Annotated in this window: 15 protein-coding genes; 13 read left to right on the top strand and 2 right to left on the bottom strand. The window is 71.5% G+C overall.

Annotated elements, in window-relative coordinates; translation table 11 throughout:
• Window positions 1–125 precede the first annotated feature (125 nt).
• The 10 genes from ACIA5G_RS14390 (at window position 126) to ACIA5G_RS14345 (ending at window position 11998) form a co-directional block, all read left to right on the top strand.
• Window positions 126–851: a YcnI family protein gene (locus tag ACIA5G_RS14390; protein WP_395923319.1), complete on the top strand. Its 726-nt coding sequence runs from the start codon at window positions 126–128 to the stop codon at window positions 849–851.
• A gap of 27 nt (window positions 852–878) precedes the next feature.
• Window positions 879–1598 carry a transposase gene (locus ACIA5G_RS14385; protein WP_395923318.1) on the top strand — a complete coding sequence of 240 codons (720 nt, stop codon included), beginning with the start codon at window positions 879–881 and terminating at the stop codon, window positions 1596–1598.
• Window positions 1599–2064: 466 nt separating this feature from the next.
• Entirely contained in the window at window positions 2065–2883 is an 819-nt protein-coding gene (locus ACIA5G_RS14380; RefSeq protein ID WP_395923317.1) for a hypothetical protein, read from the top strand.
• 132 nt (window positions 2884–3015) lie between these two features.
• Window positions 3016–3849, top strand: coding sequence for an IS630 family transposase (locus ACIA5G_RS14375; protein WP_395923523.1), 834 nt, complete (start codon window positions 3016–3018; stop codon window positions 3847–3849).
• Between the two features lie 218 nt (window positions 3850–4067).
• Complete coding sequence (locus ACIA5G_RS14370) at window positions 4068–5033, top strand: PDR/VanB family oxidoreductase (protein ID WP_395923316.1); 966 nt, start codon at window positions 4068–4070, stop codon at window positions 5031–5033.
• Entirely contained in the window at window positions 5034–5537 is a 504-nt protein-coding gene (locus ACIA5G_RS14365) for a hypothetical protein (RefSeq protein WP_395923315.1), read from the top strand.
• A gap of 210 nt (window positions 5538–5747) precedes the next feature.
• Window positions 5748–8060 carry a YncE family protein gene (locus ACIA5G_RS14360; protein WP_395923314.1) on the top strand — a complete coding sequence of 771 codons (2313 nt, stop codon included), beginning with the start codon at window positions 5748–5750 and terminating at the stop codon, window positions 8058–8060.
• A 70-nt stretch (window positions 8061–8130) separates the two neighbouring features.
• Entirely contained in the window at window positions 8131–8901 is a 771-nt protein-coding gene (locus ACIA5G_RS14355) for a DUF1775 domain-containing protein (protein ID WP_395923313.1), read from the top strand.
• Window positions 8898–10559 (top strand): copper resistance protein CopC, encoded by a 1662-nt coding sequence (locus ACIA5G_RS14350; RefSeq protein ID WP_395923312.1) that lies wholly within the window; start codon window positions 8898–8900, stop codon window positions 10557–10559. The genes ACIA5G_RS14355 and ACIA5G_RS14350 overlap by 4 nt, the downstream gene beginning before the upstream one ends.
• A gap of 29 nt (window positions 10560–10588) precedes the next feature.
• A complete protein-coding gene (locus ACIA5G_RS14345; RefSeq protein ID WP_395923311.1) occupies window positions 10589–11998 on the top strand; it encodes a PepSY-associated TM helix domain-containing protein in 1410 nt (469 codons plus the stop codon).
• Here the strand turns inward: ACIA5G_RS14345 and ACIA5G_RS14340 are convergent.
• The gene (locus ACIA5G_RS14340; RefSeq protein ID WP_395923310.1) at window positions 11922–12710 is read right to left on the bottom strand and encodes an AraC family transcriptional regulator; all 789 of its coding nucleotides are present in this window, start codon (window positions 12708–12710) and stop codon (window positions 11922–11924) included. The genes ACIA5G_RS14345 and ACIA5G_RS14340 overlap by 77 nt on opposite strands.
• A gap of 110 nt (window positions 12711–12820) precedes the next feature.
• Between ACIA5G_RS14340 and ACIA5G_RS14335 the strand changes: the two genes are divergently transcribed.
• Together ACIA5G_RS14335 and ACIA5G_RS14330 are read left to right on the top strand one after the other, a co-directional pair.
• Window positions 12821–13750, top strand: a complete 930-nt coding sequence (locus ACIA5G_RS14335; RefSeq protein WP_395923309.1) for an NADP-dependent oxidoreductase — start codon at window positions 12821–12823, stop codon at window positions 13748–13750.
• 190 nt (window positions 13751–13940) lie between these two features.
• Complete coding sequence (locus ACIA5G_RS14330) at window positions 13941–15554, top strand: long-chain fatty acid--CoA ligase (protein ID WP_395923308.1); 1614 nt, start codon at window positions 13941–13943, stop codon at window positions 15552–15554.
• A gap of 6 nt (window positions 15555–15560) precedes the next feature.
• On the opposite strand, the gene ACIA5G_RS14325 is transcribed toward ACIA5G_RS14330, so the two are convergent.
• The gene (locus ACIA5G_RS14325; protein WP_395923307.1) at window positions 15561–17345 is read right to left on the bottom strand and encodes a helix-turn-helix domain-containing protein; all 1785 of its coding nucleotides are present in this window, start codon (window positions 17343–17345) and stop codon (window positions 15561–15563) included.
• Between the two features lie 142 nt (window positions 17346–17487).
• On the opposite strand from ACIA5G_RS14325, the gene ACIA5G_RS14320 reads away from it, so the two are divergent.
• Window positions 17488–18876 (top strand): MFS transporter, encoded by a 1389-nt coding sequence (locus ACIA5G_RS14320; RefSeq protein WP_395923306.1) that lies wholly within the window; start codon window positions 17488–17490, stop codon window positions 18874–18876.
• Window positions 18877–18982 lie beyond the last annotated feature (106 nt).

The following is an 18982-nucleotide window of genomic DNA, read 5'->3' as shown; positions in this document are numbered from 1 at the left end:
CAACAACGGCGTGATCCACTTGTCACGTGTGCCCGCACCATTGGCCGGACCGCGGTCTCCGTTCCGCGGTCCGGTTGTGCCGGCGGTGTTCCGGTCACGACGGTGGAATCCCAGAAGGGACGAACATGCGCGCACCTTCGCTGCGCATCGGAACGCAAAAGCCGTTCCGAGCCCCGCGCCTCGTCGCAACTGTCCTCGCCGGGGTCGCGGTGACGCTGGCCTGGCCGGCGGTCGCGGCCGCCCACGTGTCCGCCACGCCGGACACCGTCGCCCCCGGGGAGCCGGCCACGATCTCCTTCCGCGTGCCCAACGAACGCGACGACGCGACGACGGTGCGGCTGGAGGTGCTGTTCCCGGCTCAGCCGGTGATCAGCTCGGCCACCCCGGAGAACCTGCCGGGCTGGAAGATCGGCGTGCACGAGCAGATGACCGCCCAGCCCGCCGGCGGCGACGAGATGGCCGGGAAGCCGGTGACGTCGATCGTGTGGGAGGGCGGGACGGTGCCGGCGGGCACCTTCCAGCAGTTCCCGGTGCGGATCGGGGAACTGCCGGCCGGTGGCACGCTCACCTTCCAGGTGCTGCAGACCTATTCGTACGGACAGGTCGTCCGCTGGGCTGACCCCGCGCAGCCGGGGCAGCCCGAGCCGGAGCACCCCGCGCCGGTGGTCACCGTGGCGCCCGCGGTCACGGCCGAATCGTCCGATGTGGACATTCTCGGCCGCGTGCTCGGCGGTGCCGCGCTCGCGGTCGCGCTGGTGGCCGCAGGTGCGGCGTGGTTCCGCAAGCGACCCGGCGGCCACCGGCCCGAGGTCGTCGACGAGACCCCGGAACGGGAGAAAGTCCAGCTGTAGGTCCGACCGAACCGGATGGGGATGGTTATGGCAGAGCGTCAGCAGGGCTCCGGCGGTGCCCGCAGTTTGTCCCCGGACGCCCTGGAACAGCTCCGGCGGAAGGCCGTGGCCGCGGTCGAATCGGGGGCCTCGCAGACGCGGGTCGCGAGCATGTTCGGGGTGTCCAGGAAAGCGGTCGGCACCTGGGTGCGGGCCTACCGGTCCGGCGGTGAGCCGACGCTGCGCCCCCGGCCCCGCGGCCGGCGCGCGGGGGAGCAGCTGGCGTTGTCCGCGGCCCAGCAGGGCCGGGTGGTCGACGTCCTGGCGGCCGGGCCGCCGGACGCGGCCGGGCTGCCGTGGCTGTTGTGGACGCGCCGGGCGGTCGCCGAGCTGATCTCCCGCGAGTTCGGGGTGGTGCTGGCGGGGACGACGATCGACAAGTACCTGCTCCGGTGGGAGCTGCTCGGCCGCGACGGCGGGTTCGGCCAGCCGCGGGGCTGTCCGCCGGGAACGCTGCTGGTGACGTGGACCCGACCGTGCTCGCCCACGGGAACCGGCGAGCTGCACGCGCTGGTCGCGGTGAGCGGCCGCGGTGTGCTGTTCTTCCTCGCCGCGGCGCAGCCGTTCGCCGGGGTCGCCGAGTTCCGGAACCGGCTGCGGATGCAGTTCGGCCGGGACGTCCGGCTGGTCGCGCACGACTGGCCGGCCGCTCGACCGGCCCTGCTCGACGAGCGCGAACCCGAAGGGGACGTTGTGGTGCCGGCCTGAGTCCGGCACGCGAGGCCTGCCGATCCGGAATTCCGGATCGGCAGGCCTTTTTTGTGCGTGCTGGGGTGTTGCCCGGGCGTAAACAGTTTCTCGATTTCCCGGATCGCAGCAGGTGATCTCGCGCAGTCGAAGTGCCATGCCTTCTCTTAAAGGGTTACAAGACATTCGGGTCTTCGTGTTCACAACCTCGGGCCGCCTTCGGCCGGCGTGTCCGGTATTTGCCCTCGGCCGCCGGCCGGGCATTTCCGTGCGGATTGTGCAGAAGTGGACGTCTGTGCTGGTCAGCGCGCTGTCGTCGGCTATGGAAACATCGGCGCAATGCAGCGTTGTGCTCGGTTTCCGCCATGCTGGTCAAAGAACCGGTAAACCTGTCACGATGCCGTCGTCGGCGTTTTCCCAGCCTGGCACATCCGGACGCGGAATACCTGAGACCGGGCCAAGAGTCCGGTTCCCGAGGAGGCGGCAAGTGCGAACCAGAACCTTGCTCACCGGCAGCACGCTGACGCTCGTTCTGCTGGCCGGGACACCCGCGTTCGCGGCGGAGTCCCCGGTGACGGCGCCGGGGTGCTCGTCCACGGTGACCGGGACGCCGGGGCAGCCGGTGGCGCTCGCCCCCGCGTCGGTCGCCCAACCCGTCGTGTCCGCACTCTCCGGCCTGGATCCGCTGGGTGTGCTGACGGGTACGTTCCGCACGGTCTGGGCGACCACCGCGCCCATCCCGGTGGGCACCGTCCCCACGGGACAGGGGGAGATCCCGGGCGGCCGGATCGCCGACGCGGTGCTCGCCCGGCTCGGCGAGATTCCCGTGCTGGCCCCGGTTCTCACGCCGTTGGTGTCCACCGTGCGCACCTCGCTCGCCTCGCTCTGCGGCATCCTCGTGCGCGGCCAGGCGCCAGGTGCTCCCGAGACCACCGCACCCGGGACGCCCGCGGGGCCGCCCGCCGGACCCGGCGCTCCGGGGGGCAGCGGCACCCCGGTGGCGGGGCGGCAGTGGACGGTCGCGGGGGTGCCCGGGCCGGTGCGGGGCGGCGGCGCGGTGTTCGGCACCCCGATCCCGGGACAGCTGCCGGGCGCCGGTTTCCCGGGCTCGGCCGGTTCCGGGGTCCCGCAGGCGGGCAGTGCGGCGCCGGTGGTGGTCGAAGCCCGGCGGTCGCTCGGGTCGGCGGAAGCGCTGCCCGAACCGCGGCCTGACGACCTGTCGTGGCCGGTCCTGGCGGCGATCCTCGTGCTGGCGGCGGTGAGCGCCCAGCTGGTGCGCCGATGGGTCCTGCGCACCTCTCGCTGACCCGCCTCGCCGCGGAGGGCGCCGTTACCCCCGGGTTACGGGCTTCGTCGCGGGAGTGGCGAGCGGTGACACCCCGTTTACGAAAGGAACTTTCCCACGAACAGCGCAACTGCGACCATTCGGGACTTGAACGTGACCGGCCGTGACGCGCGCAGCCTCCCCGCCGACGCTCTCGAGGCTCTCCGCCGTCGAGCGGTCGCGGCGGTCGAAGCGGGCGTGACGCGCGCGGAGGTCGCCCGGCTGTTCGGTGTCTCCCGCAAGACCGTCGGCGCCTGGGTCGCGGCCTACGAGCGGGAGGGCACCGAAGCGTTCCGGCCGCGGCGCCGGGGGCGGCGGCCCGGTGAACAGTTCGCGCTGTCCGCCGAGCAGCAGGCGTGGGTCGTGCGGACGATCGTCGACGGTCCGCCCGACCGGCTCGGGCTGCCGCAGCGGCTCTGGACCCGGCAGGCGATCGCCGAGCTCGTCCGCCGGGAGTTCGGCATCCTGATCAGTTCGCCGACGGTGTCCCAGTACCTCGACCGCTGGGGCCTGGTCGAGGAGCGCCGGCTGCTGGAGATGCGGCGCAGCCGGGTGCTCTCGGACCGCCCGCGGGAACCACGGCCCGGCGCCGAGCGGCTCGCGAACGCCGAGATCCTCTGGCTGGCCTGGACGCGGCCGCGCACGCCGGCGGATCCGCGGCGAGGCCCGGTGGCGGACCGGCAGAACCTGCTGACCGGCTTTCGTGACCACTTCGGCGACGTCAACCTCCTGCTCGCGCTGTCCCACCGCGGGATGGTCTATTTCCAAGCGCGGCGGGGAGCCTTCGACTCGCCGCAGGCGAACGAGTTCCTGGCCCGGCTGGCGGAGCAGTTCGGCCGGGGACTCGACGTTGTCGTCTGCGACTGGCCCGTCCGGCACGACGAGATCCTGCGCGGCTGGTCGGAGCCCGGTCCCGGCCGGCTGTCCGTGCGCTTCGCGCTCGACTGAAAACCTTTTTCCGAAACGAACGGCTTCGGCTCCTTGCGGCGCCGCCGAGAATGGGTAGTATTTGACCACAGCTCCTGCTCCCGGGGTCGCGAAAAAGTTCACCGCCCCCGCCGTGTGCCGTGAAAACGGTGATACACGGAATTCATTTCCCAGCCATGCCGCTGTTTCCGGCGGTGGTTTGACTTGTTTCCGAACCGACGCGGACAAGTGGGAGAGCCATGACCGTCAACACCCTTCCTTCGGCCGACCTCGACCTCGAAGTGCTGCTGGCGCACAAGGAGACGATCGCCGACGGCGTCGTCCGGCTGGTGTTCCGCCACCCCGCGGGGGACCAGCTGCCGGCGTGGGCGCCGGGCGCGCACGTCGACCTGCTGCTCCGGCCGGACCTCGTCCGCCAGTACTCCCTCTGCGGTGACCCCGGTGACCGCTCCGTGCTGGAGGTCGCCGTGCTGCGCGAGCGCGACGGCCGCGGAGGTTCCGCGTTTGTGCACGACGCGCTGCTCGCGGGGGACCGGGTCCGGATCCGGGCTCCCCGCAACAACTTCCCGTTCGTGCGCGCCGAGCGCTACCTGTTCGTCGCGGGCGGGATCGGCATCACGCCGTTCGTCCCGATGCTGGCGGCGGCCGAGGCGAGCGGCGTCGACTGGCAGCTGCTGTACGGCGGGCGGTCACGTTCGTCGATGGCGTTCGCCGCGGAGCTGAGGCAGCGGTACGGCGACCGGGTGCTGGTGTGGCCGCAGGACGAAGCGGGACTGCTGAACGTGCGGGGGATCTTGGGGGCCGCGGAACCCGCGACCACGGTCTACTGCTGCGGGCCCGAGCCGCTCCTGGCCGTCGCCGAAGAGGTTTGTGCCGGCCTGCCGGGACTCGCTCTCCACCTGGAACGCTTCGTTCCCAAGGAGAACACCGGCGCGGCGACCGGGTTCGACGTCGAGCTGGCCCGGTCGGGGCTGACGCTGACGGTGCCCGCCGACCGGTCGATCCTCGAAGTGGCCGAAGACGCCGGTGTCCCGGTGCTGTCGTCCTGCCGCGAAGGCACCTGCGGCACGTGCGAGACCACGGTGCTCGGCGGGGTTCCCGACCACCGCGACTCCCTGCTCACCAGGGAGGAGCGGGCGGCGAACGAAACCATGATGATCTGCGTGTCGCGGGCCCGCGGCCGGAAACTGGAGCTGGACCTCTGAATGCCTGCGACAACGAAGAAACTCGGTACCTGGGCGGCCACGCTGCTGGCCGCGGCGTCCTGCGGCTGGGCTTTGTGGACGGTGGCCGGCGACCTCGGCGAAAGCCCGCCCCGGGCGGCCCAGGTCGCGGCCCCGCGGCCGGCGTCCCCGCCCGCGTGGCCGGTCACGCCGCCTGCTTTGCCTTCCGCGGTACCACCTCCGACGTCACCCTCGGCGGTTCCCGGGCCGGAGCCCACCGGTTCCGCCCAGCCGGTTGTCGGCCCGGGAACTCCCGTGGTCACGACCTCGCCCGGCTACCCGGCCCCGCCTGTGGAGTTCCCGTCCCTGCCGGAGGAGCCGCCGTCGGTGCCGCCGACGCCAACGCCGTCCGAGCCGGAATCCCCGTCGCCGCCACCAACTGAACCTCCGCCGACCGAGCCCGCCCCACCGCTGCCCGCACCGGAATGCGATACGAGCGGGCTGCTGGGTCCGCTGCTCTGCACCGTGCTGAGCCTCCTCGGCTGATCTTCGGCCATTGCCGGGAAGCATTCAAGACAAACTCCTTCCATTCTTTTATCCGCCCGATTCTTCACTTCGGGAAGCCGTTTCCCGGCCGGACTATTTCACTTCCCGTTAACAGGAAAAATCGTTTTGTCCCGCCTTGTTCGTGATTCACTTTCTTCCGTTCGGGCGGCCCGTTTCCCGCCGGGCCGAGCAGAAACAGAAAGGAAGCCCATGTCCCCAGAAGCTCCGCCAGGAGCCCGTACGAGGCGGCGGCGTGCGAAGGCGGTCGTCGCGCTCGCTGTTGTCACCCTCGCCGCCTCCGCGGTGGCCGCGGTCCCGGCCTCGGCGCAGCAGCCCATCGGGGTCGGTCCGGTGCCGATCACGTTCCACATGAAGGACGACAACGGCAAGTGGTTCGACTCCGGGCTGAACCTGTTCGGTGACCAGTCGCTGGCCGTGGCGGAGATGCCCCGCCTCGGCACGCTGGGCGGCCTCACCACCGGGGGCGAGCTGTCCAGCCTCCTGAACTCCGATCTCACCGGCGCGGTCGGCAACCTGGCGCAGAACCTCCTCGGCCAGGTCCCGCTGCTCGGTTCGCTCGGCGGCGAACTGGGGAAGGCGCTGAACCTCGACAGCACCCTCTCGGCGGTCAAGTCGATCGGGACCACCAACCGGCAGGCCGCGCCGGCGGCCCTCAAGGCGGAGAACCTGCTCGGGCAGTTCTCCCAGCAGCTGACCACGATGCGGGCCGACCAGCCGCTCAACCTGAGCTCGCTGCCGATCGGCCTGGACCTGCAGGGCGCGCTCAACGACCTCGCCCAGTTCGCCGTCAAGGGCCCGCCGGTGACGGTGAACTTCGTGGTCGACCCCAAGGAGTCGACCGGTGCCCGCGACCCGATGGGCCTGATCGCTCCCGAAGGCGCGGAGGGCTTCCCGTACGACATGCCCGGCGGCGCGTTCTTCGGCCAGCGGTCGATCCAGCTCACCGAGCCCGGCCTGTACGCGTTCACCGACATGGTGACCCCGTACATGCTGGGCGCGGTGGTCGTCGACGACCCGCTCACCATCGGCCTCGACTTCGGCAAGGCGTCGATGGTGAACTCGCGCAACCTGGTCGTCCCGACCAACTCCGACATCGTCAACCGGCTGGTGAACACGTTCTTCAACATCACCAACCCGAACAACTGGCAGCAGTTCAAGCCGGACTCGGAGAACAAGTTCAACGCGATCCAGCCGCCGGTGCCGATCCTGCAGTACGACGCCGCGGGCAACCCGGTGCTGATCCCGAACCTGGACGCCTACTTCGACAAGAAGTTCTCGTACCCGAAGACGCTGTCGAAGGGCAATCAGCTCCCGGCGACGCCGGGCGTCGGCGAGGTGTGGGTCGACACCGAGGTCGAGGAGTGGGCCGGCAAGAAGGCGGTCGGTTCGGCCACCAAGGTCAACGTCACCAACTGGACGGTCGACCGCAAGATCGGTGCTCCGTCGATCAACATGAACAACCCGCACAACATGTGGACCGACAAGGACTACAAGTACCTCTACCAAACGGAGTGGTTCTCCAACAAGGTCGACGTCTTCGACCGGGAGACGGGCGAGTTCGTCCGGCAGACCCAGGTCGGGCAGAACCCGGCGCACGTGATGACCGAGCCGGGCAGCGACAAGCTGGTCATCGGCATCAACGCCGGCAACGAGGTCGTCGAGCTGGCACCGGGCGGCACGAGCGTGCTCCGGAAGATCACGGTCAGCCCGACCGGTGAGGTCCGGCACCCGCACGCGCACTGGACGAGCGCGGACGGCAAGACCGTCGTCACCCCGAACGTGCTGACCAACAACGCGTCGGTCATCGACATGCCGACCGGCACCGTCCGGACCGAGAAGACGGGCCAGTTCCCGATCGCCTCGAGCATGACCCCGGACTCCTCGAAGTTCTACACGGCGGACTTCCTCGGCGAATCGATCACGTGCGTTTCGCTCGCGCAGGCCGCCTGCGTGGACAACGGGCAGAAGGTGCACAGCAAGACGATCGACCTGTGGGCGAACTACAGCCCCCAGGACGGCCCGAAGAGCGGCGCGCCGTTCGGTGGGCTGACGATCCAGCTGCCGGTGAGCCCGGACGGCAAGGCCATGCTCGCGGCGAACGTGCTGTCCCAGACGGTCACGGTCATCGACCCGAGGACCGACAAGATCGTCAAGGACCTGCCGTGCACTGCGGGGTGCCACGGCATCAACTTCGGGGCCAAGAAGGGCGGTGGTTACTACGCCTACGTGTCGAACAAGTTCTCCAACGTCATGCAGATCATCGACGTCGACCCGAACGGTGACGGCGCCATCGACGACGCCAAGGTGGCGGGCCAGCTGACGCTGGACCCGACCGCGACGACCAAGATGGACGGTTCGATCGCCGGGAAGGCCGGCTACGGCGGCCAGGGCGTGCTGGCGGTTCCGCTGGTCTACAACGGATGGGCCCAGCAGAACCAGGGGAGCTGGCGGTCGCAGCTGACCTGCCGGCAGCTCGACCCCATCGGCAAGTCCACCTGCTGACCCCGCACGATTCCCGTGGTCCGGGGCCGGGACGGCACCCGGCCCCGGACCACGGCGTTCAGGAGACCCCATGTCGCACGGCCGAAAAGCCTTCTCCCGCACCATGTCCGCGTTGCTCACGGCCGTGCTCGGCGTGCTGGCGCTGTCGGCGCCCGCGGCGGCCCAAGTGTCCATAGTGCCCGACCGGGTCGCCGGCGGTGGCACGCAGACCTTCGCCTTCCGGCTGGCCAACGAGCGGGCCGACACGAAGTCCACCCGGCTCGAACTGGTCTTCCCGCAGAACCCGCCGGTCGCCTACGTCGAGGTCGCTCCGGCGCAGGGCTGGACCGCCACCGTCCGCCCGCGGCCGCTCGACCCGCCGCTGCAGGCCGGCGGCAAGGTGATCAGCCAGGCCGCCGGAACGCTCGTGTTCGAAGGCGGGGCGGTCGCGCCGAAGCAGTTCGAGCAGTTCCTCGTCACCATGGGCCCGCTGCCCGCCGACGGACGGCTGTCGTTCCAGGCGACGCAGACCTTCGCCAACGGCGCGGTTGCGCACTGGAACGAAACGACCTCGCCCGCACCGGCGATCACCTTCGGGTCCGGACCCGCCCCCGCGCCCGAACCCGCTGCCGCGCAACCGGTTCAGGGTGCTGGAGTAGCGGCTCCGGTGGATGAGGCGGCACCTGACCCGGGCGCGGTCGGCGGGCCTCCGTTCGCCGTGTTGTGGGCGGCGGTGGGACTCGCGTTCGTCGTGATCGCGGTGGTCGGGTTCCGGGCGCATCGCCGCAAGGTGAGCACGGCAGCCGGCGAACCCGAGCCCGAACTCGAACGCGCGGAGGAGACCCAGGTGGGTGCCGAATGACGAAAGTGCTGGAGCGTCCCCGCGCAGCGACCGCACCCCCACCCCGCGTGGCCGGGCGGCTCGTCGCGCTCCTGATCCTGGTCGTCGCGTGCTGGGGCACTCTGTTCGCCACCACCCCGGCGGCGACCGGCGACCCGGTGCTCGTGACGACGTCCCCCGGCAGCACCGAGGTGGTCAAGTCGCCCGACACCGTCGTGCTGACCTTCGACCGCGCGGTGCCCGCCGCCCTGGCCACCGTGCGCATCCTCGACCCCGACGGCAGCCAGGTCGTCTTCGAGCGGCCGGTCCACCCGGACGGCCGGGCGGACACGATCTCGGTGCCCATGCCCGCGGAGCGGCACGAAGGCACCTACGCGGTGGCGTGGACGCTGCCATCGAGCCGCTTGCAGCCCGTCAGCGGCTCCTTCACCTTCGACGTCTCGTACCCCATCCGGCCCGACGGTGTGCCCGAGATCGAGACGGCACACGACCCGGTGGTCACGGCCGTGTACCTGACGACGCGGACGGTGGCGATCGCGGCCATGGTCGTGCTCGCCGGCGTGGCGTTCTTCGTCGCGGCGATCGGGCCGGTCGCCGCGCGGACCCGGGCCGCCCGCCGGCTGGTCAAGACCACGTGGTGGCTGGTGGTGGCGGGCACGCTCGGCGCTCTCGTGTCATTCGGGCCGTACGCCGCTTGGGTGCCGGTGCGCGACGCGTTCGACCCGCGGCTGCTGTCGGCCACCTTCGAATCCGACGCGGGCGGGGCGCTGCTGGCCCGCCTGTACGTGCTCGTCTCCGCCACGCTCGGCCTTGCGCTGCTGATGAAGAGCCCGTCCGCGGCCACCGCCGGGGAGCGGCGGCTGCGCGGTGCCGGGGTGCTGGGCTGCGCGACAGCCGTGCTCGCCACCTGGACCTTCGCCGATCCACGGCCGCCGGGCGCGCCGTCACCCCTTGCGCTGGCCGTGGACGTCGCCCTCCTCACCGCACTCGCCCTGCCGGCCGGTGGCCTGCTGCTGTTCCGGCTGCCCGCCGTCCGTGGCACGGTGTCCCGGTTCGTCCGGCCACTGCTGGGGTGCGCCGCGTTGCTTGCCGTGGCCGGTACCGCCCAGCTCTGGTACGGCCACGACTTCGGCCGGCTCCCAGCCGGCGCGCTCGCACTGGCGTTGGTGCTCGGCGGTTTCGCTTGGCTCGGCGCCCGTCGCGCGGGCGGGCCGGTTGCGCGGCAGCGCCGGTTCAGCCGCCGGATCGCGGGTGCCGCGGGGGCGGTCTCGGTGCTCGTAGTGGCCACCGCGGCGCTGCTGGCGCTCGCCCCCGTGCACGCGCTGGCGGTCGCCGGTGAGGCGCCGGCGGCCATCCGGCACCAGGTCGCACCGACCCGGCTCGCGTACGACACCGGCAAGCCGGACGGCCAAGGCTCGGTGGACCTGGTCCTCATCCCCACCGCGGACCGGCTCGACGCGCGCGTGTCGGTGCTCGGCCCGCACCGGGAGCACACCACCATGACGGCCGCGCTCGTCCGCGGGGACCGGACGACGCCGCTGCCCGTGAACCAGGCCGGAACCGGCTACTGGACGGGACAGGCGACCGTGCCCGCACCCGGCCGGTGGGAGCTCGCGCTGACGCTGCGGGCCGGCGACGGGAGCACCCAAACGGTCAAGCAGCCCATCGACGTGCGATGAGCGTCGTATCCAGCCGCCCAGGAGCCGCCTTGTCCGCCACCCCGACCGTTCCCGCGCACCGCGCCCGCCGGCCGTCACCCTCGCCGCGGCTGAGCACCGTGCTGCAGCTCGTTTCCCGGCGGCTGCACTTCCTGGCCGGCATCGTGGTCGCGCCCTTCCTCGCGGTGCTGTGCCTGACCGGGCTCGTCTACGTGTTCAGCCCCCAGATCCACGACAGCCTCTACCGGACCGACCTGCACGTGAACGAGGTCGGCGACGTGCGGCGCCCGCTCGCCGAGCAGATCCGGGCAGCGCTGACGGCGCACCCGGAGGCGACGCTCAAGTCGGTCCTCACGCCGCCCGCGGCGGACCGCACGACCCGCGTGGTGCTCTCGGTCCCCGGTCCGGCCGGCACCCCGGACCGCACGGTGTTCGTCGACCCGTACACCGCGTTGATCAACGGGGAGCTGGCCACGGCCGAGAACCGGCTGCCCGCCAACACCTGGTTGCGCCAGCTGCACGGCAACCTGCAGCTGGGCACGCCGGGCCGGCTCTACGCCGAGCTCGCCGCGAGCTGGCTGCCCCTCATCCTCCTCGGCGGCCTGGTGCTGTGGCTCGCTCGCACGCGCCGCAAACGCCGCCTGCGCGACGTGCTCCTGCCGTCCGCCCGGGACAAGACGGGGTGGGCGCGGCTGCGCGCGGTGCACGGCTCCGCCGGGCTATGGCTCACCGTGGGCCTGCTGCTCGTCGGCGTCACCGGCCTGGCCATGACCCAGTTCGCGGGTGGCCGCGCGGACCGGGCGGCCGACCCGATCCGCCTGCGGGCCCCGGTGCTCACCGCGGCCCCGGTGCCGGTTCCTCCCGGCGCCCAGCCGATCGGCCTCGACCGCGCGACGGCGGCCGCCGAGGCGGCAGGGCTGAGTGGCGAGCTGGCCGTGAACCCGCCGTTGGCGCCGGGAGCGCCCTTCACCGTCACGGAGATCGCGGAAGGGCTGCCGCTCCACCGGGGTGCCGTCGCGATCGATCCGTACACGGCAGCGGTGACCGAAAAGCTCGGCTGGGACGACTACTCGCTGGTCGCCAAGCTCAGCACCCTGGGCACCGAGTTCCACACCGGCACGCTGTTCGGGCTCGCGAACCAGCTCGTGCTCGCGGCGCTGGCGGTGGCGACGCTCGTCCTGCTCGCGCTCGGGTACCGCATGTGGTGGATCCACAACCCGTACCGGGGACGGTGGACGTCGTTGCCGCGGCCGGTGTGGAAGCAGCTGGCGGGCTGGCCGCTGATCGCCGTCCTGCTCGGTGTTGCGCTGCTGGCGTGGCGGTTGCCCGTGCTCGGTGCGAGCCTGCCCGTGTTCCTGGCCGTCGACGCGGGCTTGAGCCGGCTCAAGTCCGACGCGGGTCGTGGGCTGCGCGCACGGTTGAGCGGTAACGACCGGGTGTCTGGCCGACCAGGTCGGTGAAGGCGTCGATGAAGCTGCCCGGGTTCGCCCAGCCCAGCCGGATCGCCGTGTCGGTGACCGAGGTGCCGTTGCCGAGTTCGAGCAGCGCCCGCTGGACGCGCAGCAGCGTGCGCCACTGGTGAAAGCTCATCGATAGCTCACTGCCGAACAGCCGGCTGAGAGTTCGTTCGCTCGAGCCGGTCCGGCGCCCGAGCTCGGCCAGCGTCGCCGGGCCGGCCGGGTCGGCGTGCAGCAGGTCGGTGACGGCCTTGAGGCGGGGGTCGGCCGGCTCCGGGAGGCGCAGGGGTTCCTGCGGCGCGCGAGCGAGCTCCGAGACGACCACCTCGAGCAGCAGCCGGGCCCGGGGACTGTCGTCCGGGTCGTGGTCGCCGATCTTCGCCAGGTAGGCCTCACGCAGCAGCGCGCTGGCCACGAACACCGAGGGCTCCGCCGGCAGCTGCTCGGCCGACGCAGCCGGAACCGTGAGCAGCCGGATGTCGGTCTCGCCGTGCGAACGGCTGCTGTGCACGAAGAACGGTGGCACCCAGGTGATGCGGTTCGCCGGCGCCACCCAGGTGCCGGCCTCGGTCGTGGTGACCAGCGCCCCGGAGGCGGCGTACCTGAGCTGACCGAAGTCGTGGAAGTGCGCCGCGACGTCCTCGCCGTGGGCCAGGGGCCCGCAGACCGCCGGATCACCGGCCCGGACGACGGGCTCGTGGACAAGTCCGGTCATGCCACTCACCCTAGCTCGCTCCGGACATGATCCAACTCTGGCGGGTTATCGGAATTTCCTGGCGCGACAACGGTGGTACGGGGTGCACGGTGGCGGCCATCGTTGAGCTCATGCGAGCCATCACCCAGCACACCCTCGGGGGCCCCGAGGTCCTCACCATCGTGGACGCGCCCGAGCCCCGGGTCCTGCCGGCCGAAGTCCTCGTCCGCGTCAAGGCGATCGGGCTGAACCCCCTGGAGCCGCGCCTGCGTGCCGGCGAATTCCCGTTGCTCGGCCAACCGCCGTTCATCCTCGGCTGGGACATCAGCGGCGTCGTCGAAGCGGCGCCGCAGACGTGGCGGTTCCGGCCCGGCGACGAGGTGTTCGGGATGCCGCTGTTCCCGCGGGCCGCGAGCGCGTACGCCGAGTTCGTGGCCGCGCCGGCGTTGCACCTGGCGCGCAAGCCGGCGGCACTCTCGCACGTCGAGGCGTCGGCGCTGCCGGTTGCCGGGCTGACGGCGTGGCAGGGCCTCGTCGACCTCGGCGGCGTGTCCGAGGGTGACCGCGTCCTGGTTCACGGCGGTGGGGGCGGGGTCGGCCACCTCGCGATCCAGATCGCGAAAGCGCTCGGCGCGCACGTGATCACGACGGCCGGCGGGAGCAAGCGGGAGTTCGTCGAAGGATTCGGCGCCGACGAGGTGATCGACTACACGGCGGTCGACTTCACCGAGGTGGTCCGCGACGTCGACGTGGTGCTCGACACGATCGGCGGCGACACCGTCGAGCGGTCCCTCGGCGTGCTCCGCCCGGGAGGGCACCTGGTGACGGCGGTCGCCGAAGAGGATCTGGCGCTCGCCGCCCGGTACGAGGCGGCCGGCCGGCACTTCAGCGGCATCGCGGTCGACCCCGATCCCGTCGCCCTGCGCGGTCTTGCCGACCTCGTCGACCAGGGCAAGCTCCGCGTCCACGTGCAGGAGACGTTCCCGTTCGACCGCATCGCCGACGCGCACCGGCTGATCGAGCGCGGTCACCTCCGGGGCAAGGTTGTCCTCACCGTCTGAGTGACCTGGGCGCTCGACGGAAAACGCCCGGACACGCGCCGGCCCTTCACCCTCGACCGGCTCGGCGCCGGCGCGCTCGCAGTGTGAGGAATCGCCGCCGGAGTGGCCGATCAAGTGGAAGGTTCGTCCCTCTCTTCGCTCCGGAACCGCCCCTAAGGTGACTCGCAGCGCCGATTCCCGAAGGAGGCACATGGACGGGTTGATGCAGCCGAGGCCGCTCACCATCGCCCACATCCTGGAGCGGGCCGAGCGGCTCTACGCGCACAAGGAGGTCGTGACGGCCGGTGCCGAGCGGCTGACGTACGCCGAGGTCGCCGGCCACACCCGGCGGCTCGCCACGGCGCTCGACACGCTCGGCGTCCCGGTCGGCGCGCGGGTCGCGACGTTCGCGAGCAACAGCCGGCGGCACCTCGAGGTCTACCTCGGGGTGCCGGCCACCAAGCGGGTGCTGCACTCGATCAACATCCGGCTGTCCGCGGAGCACCTCGAGTACATCGTCAACCACGCCGAGGACGACGTGGTGTTCGTCGATCGTGGGCTGCTGCCGCGGATCTGGCCGAGCGTCGGCCGGCTCCCGGGGGTGCGGCACTGGGTGGTGCTGCCCGACGGCAGTGACACCGAGATCCCCGCGGACCCTCGTGTCCTGGACTACGACGAGCTGATCTCCGCGGCCGATCCGTTCGCGGGCTCCTTCGAGGACACGTTTGTGCTCGCGGACGAGAACCTGGCTTCCGGGCTGTGTTACACCTCCGGGACGACCGGGCCGCCGAAAGGTGTGCTCTACAGCCACCGGTCGACGGTCCTGCACTGCCTGGGCACGCTTGCGGCCGGGCTCATCGGCCTCCGCGAGAGCGACGTCGTGCTGCCGATCGTGCCGATGTTCCACGCCAACGCCTGGGGCCTGCCCTACGGCGCGATGATGGCGGGCGCTTCGCTGGTCCTGCCCGGCGCGTCCGCGGAACCGGCGCACCTGCTGAAGCTGATGGAGGCCGAGCGGGTGACGGTCGCCGGCGCCGTTCCGACGGTGTGGACGAGCCTGGCCCCCGAACTGCGGCACTACGACCTGAGCGCGACGCGGTTCCTGCTCGGCGGCGGCTCCGCCGTTCCCTCGGCGCTGTCGGAGGTCTACCGCGCGGCGGCGGGCGTGCCCATCACCCATTCCTGGGGGATGACGGAGGTCAGCCCGGTCGGGGTCATCGGCGGGACGCGCACCCAGCACCGGGACGCGACCGCGGAGGAACAAGTGGCCGTGCGAGCCGCCCAGGGCCAGCCCCTGCCGCTGGTGAACATCCGGATCGTCGACGTCGAGACGGGCCGGGAGCTGCCGCGCGACGGGCACGCCGTCGGCGAGCTGCAGGTGGCCGGTCCCTGGGTGGCGGGTGGTTACTTCCGGGTGGCCGCCGAGGACAGCTTCACCGGCGACGGCTGGCTGCGCACCGGCGACCTGGCCACCATCGACCCCCACGGTTACCTGCGGCTCGTGGACCGGATGAAGGACCTGATCAAGTCCGGGGGTGAGTGGATCTCCTCGGTCGAGCTCGAGGCCGCCCTCGCCTCCCACCCCGACGTGGTCGAGGTCGCCGTGATCGCCCGCCCGGACCCGCGGTGGATGGAGCGTCCCGTCGCCTACGTCGTCCTGCGCGACGGCAGTGCCGCCACGGCGGACGAGCTCTTGTCGCACATCACGCCGATGGTCGCGAAGTGGTGGCTGCCCGACGAATTCGTCTTCATGACCACCCTGCCCAAGACGGGCACCGGCAAGCTCTCGAAGACCGCCCTCCGGGATTCGACGAGGATCGCCTGAGGCACTTCACGACGGGGTCGCCCGGAGCTGGTGCAGCCGGAGCCCGAGCTGCAGTTCCAGGTCGTTCTCGCGGCGCCAGTCGGTGCCGAGCACGGTGCCGGCGCGGTCGAGCCGCTTGAGCAGGGTGTTGACGTGCAGGTGCAACGCGCGGGCGGTCGCCGCGACGTTGGTGTGGTGGACGTAGTAGGCACTGAGGGTGTCGACGAGATCGGTGCCGCGGCGCCGGTCGTGCTCGAGGAGCGGGCCGATGGAGTCGGTGAGGAAGCGGTCGAGCTCGCCCGCGCGTTCGGGGTCGAAAAGCATGGCGTACAGCGCATAACGGCGGGTGGTGGCGCCCAGGTCGGTGTGCCCGAGCGCGCGCATCACCGCACCACAGCGGCTGGCCAGGGCGAAGGCGCGGGCCCAGTCGTGGCCGGTCGCCCGTTCCCCGACCACGGTGACCGGGCCGCCCAGGGTACGCCGCAGTCCATTGTGGACTTCCGTGACGGTCTGCTCGTCGTCTTCGCCGGGCAGGATCATGGTCGCCCGGCCGAGGTGTTCACCGGCCAGCCCGGCGCGGTCCCGGGCGATGTCGTGCAGGTGGCGCGAAAGATCGGTGGACGACAGCGTGGGGGAGTCCGCGACGAGGACCAGGTCCAGGCGGTCGGCGTCGATGTTGCGGGCCCGGGTGCGGGCCCGCTGGGCCGGGTTGATCCCGGGGCTGCCGACCATGAGCTCGGTCAGGAGCTCGCCGCTCAGCCGCTCGCCGGCCTCGGCGACGGCCCGCTCCTTGAGGATGAGCAGCCCGAGGATGTGCGTGGCCCGCTCGAGGGTGCGCAGGTCCATGGCGTCCGGGACGTCGTCGCCGTCAGCGGCCTGGCGGCTCCACACCAGTGCGCCGAGGTAACTGTCACCCGCCTGGATCGCCGCCACACTGCGGGTGGTTCCCCCGGCGCCGGCGGAGGTCGTGCAGCGGCCCGAGCGGCGCGCGTCCTCGACGGCTTCGGCCAGCTCGGACTCCGACGGGCTCGGGCACGCACTCGACGCCGAGTCGCGGTGCACGAGCGCGGGGCCCGTCCGGTCGAGGAAGGTGACGCTCCCGCCGAGGTGGTCGGCCAGCAGCTGCGCGACTTCACCCGGTGTCCCGCCGGCCAGCACAACGCCGGTCAAGGCTTCGTGCATTGCTTGGGCGCGCTCGGTTTTCCGGTAGGCGACCTGCAGCTCGTGCAGGGCGGTCCGGCTCGCTTCGTAGAGCCGGGCGTTGTCGAGGGCGACCGCGGCGTGATCGGCGAACGCGTTCAGCAGCGCGATTTCGTCGGCCTGGAACGAGCGCTCGGAGCGGTCCGCGGCGAACAGGGCGCCCACCGCTTCGCCCCGGATGACCAGTGGCACACCGAGAAGCGCGACGAGCTCCTCGGTGACGACCAGGCGGTCGAAGTTCGGGTCGTGCTCGATGAGGGTCGAGGTGGCGTAGTTGCGCACCCAGTGCGGGCTGCGGGAAGCCAGGACCTTGCCCCCGAGTCCCACGTTGGTCGGGATGGCCGCGGCGAGGAAGGTCGGGGAGACCGTGCCCTCCGCCGCCCGCGCCGACAGCCTGCCGTTCGAGCCCACCAGCGAGAGGTAGGTGAAGTCCGTGCCGATCAGCTCGTGGGCGTGGTGGACGATCGACTGCAGGACCTCGTCGAGCTCGCCCAGCGCGGTGAGCGATTTGACGGTGGCGTACAACGACGCCAGCTCACGCTGCCGGCGCACGAGTGAGCCTGCCTCCGCTTCGACCGCCACGGTTGTGCTCGACGCGGTTGTGTTGGACACAGTGTCATCCTCTCGGCGCCAGGTGGGCGAAAGAACCACCGGTTCGGGGAGAGGAGTGGATGGTCCACACCTCAACCGCAGCGTAACTGCGTCTTAACATGACCGCCATCACTTGCCGGCGCTACCCACGAAGGCGGCACTCATGGCAGCCCCGCTCACCCAGCCCGAAGGGCAGTCCGGCGATGTTGTCGCCGGCCCGTCCACCACCCGACGCCGTGCCTTCCGCAAGCTGCTGGCCGCGGGGCTCATCGGGAGCTCGATCGAGTGGTACGACTTCTTCCTCTACGGCACCGCGGCCGCACTGGTCTTCCCCAAGGTGTTCTTCCCGCACTCCTCCGCGCTGACCGGGACCCTCCTCGCCTTCAGCACGTTCTGGGCGGGGTTCGTGGCGCGTCCGATCGGCGGGGTGCTCGCCGGGCACCTCGGGGACAAGTACGGGCGCAAGCCGGTCGTCGTCGCCTGCCTGGCGATCATGGGGGCCGCGACCTTCCTGATCGGCTGCCTGCCCACCGCGGCCTCCGTCGGCGCGCTGGCCCCGACGCTCCTGGTCATCCTGCGCTTCATCCAGGGGCTCGCGACCGGCGGCCAGTGGGGCGGCATCGTGCTCCTGCTCACCGAGTCCGCCGGCCCCAAACGCCGCGGCTTCGCCGGCACCTTCGGCCAGACCAGCGTTCCGGTCGCGGTGATCCTCTCGAACCTGATCTTCGTGGCCGCCAGCGGCCTGATGCCCGACGACGCCTTCCTCTCGTGGGGCTGGCGCATCCCGTTCCTGCTCAGCGTGGTGATGTTCTCGGTCGTCCTCTACATCCAGGCCAAGGTGGAGGACACCCCGGAGTTCCGTGAGCTGCAAAAAGAGGCGTCGACCCCGGAGACGGCCGTGGTCCGGGCGCCGCTGGCCCAGGTCCTGCGCAGCCGGTGGGGCACCATCCTGCTCGGCTGCGGGCTCCTGTCCGCCACCAACAGCCTGTTCTACGTCAGCATTTCCGGGCTCCTGAGCTACGGCACCGGAACGCTCGGGCTCAAGCGTGATTCCCTGCTCGCGGTCGTGCTGCTCGCCTCGGTGGCGATGCTCGCGACCATCCCTTGGTCCGGGCACCTCTCGGACAAGATCGGGCGCCGGCCGCTGATCCTGATCGGTGGTCTCGGTGTCGCCGTCTGGGGCTTCCCGTACTTCGGGCTCGTCGGGTCGGCGTCCCTGCCGCTGATCTTCGTCGCGGTGACGGTGGGTTTTGTGTTCCAGTGCCTCACCTACGGCCCGATCGCGAGCTTCCTCGGCGAGCTCTTCGCGCCCGGCGTCCGCTACTCGGGCGCGTCGCTGGCCTACCAGCTGTCCGCGATCATCGTCAGCGGTGGCACGCCGTTCCTGATGACCGCGCTCATCGCGAACACCGGGAGCACGGTGCCGGTCGCCGCCTACATCACCTTGATGGGGCTGATCACCTTCGCCAGCGCGTGGTTCCTGCCCGAGACGAACACCGCCGAGGTCCGCGCCGATCCGGAAGCCATCCCGGGCGCGCACCTCTACCGCTGAGAGACGGAGCCAGAGTGACACCTTCGAGAATCCGCCGGCTCGCCGTGGCGGTGCTGCTGGTCCTGGCGGCGACCGCACTGGCCGGGCCCGCCGCGGCGACGCCGGC

The sequence above is a fragment of the Amycolatopsis sp. NPDC051758 genome (assembly GCF_044453095.1).
Lineage (GTDB): Bacteria > Actinomycetota > Actinomycetes > Mycobacteriales > Pseudonocardiaceae > Amycolatopsis.
The sequence above is the reverse complement of the archived record's forward strand: the minus strand, read 5'-3'. Positions and strand labels throughout refer to the sequence as shown.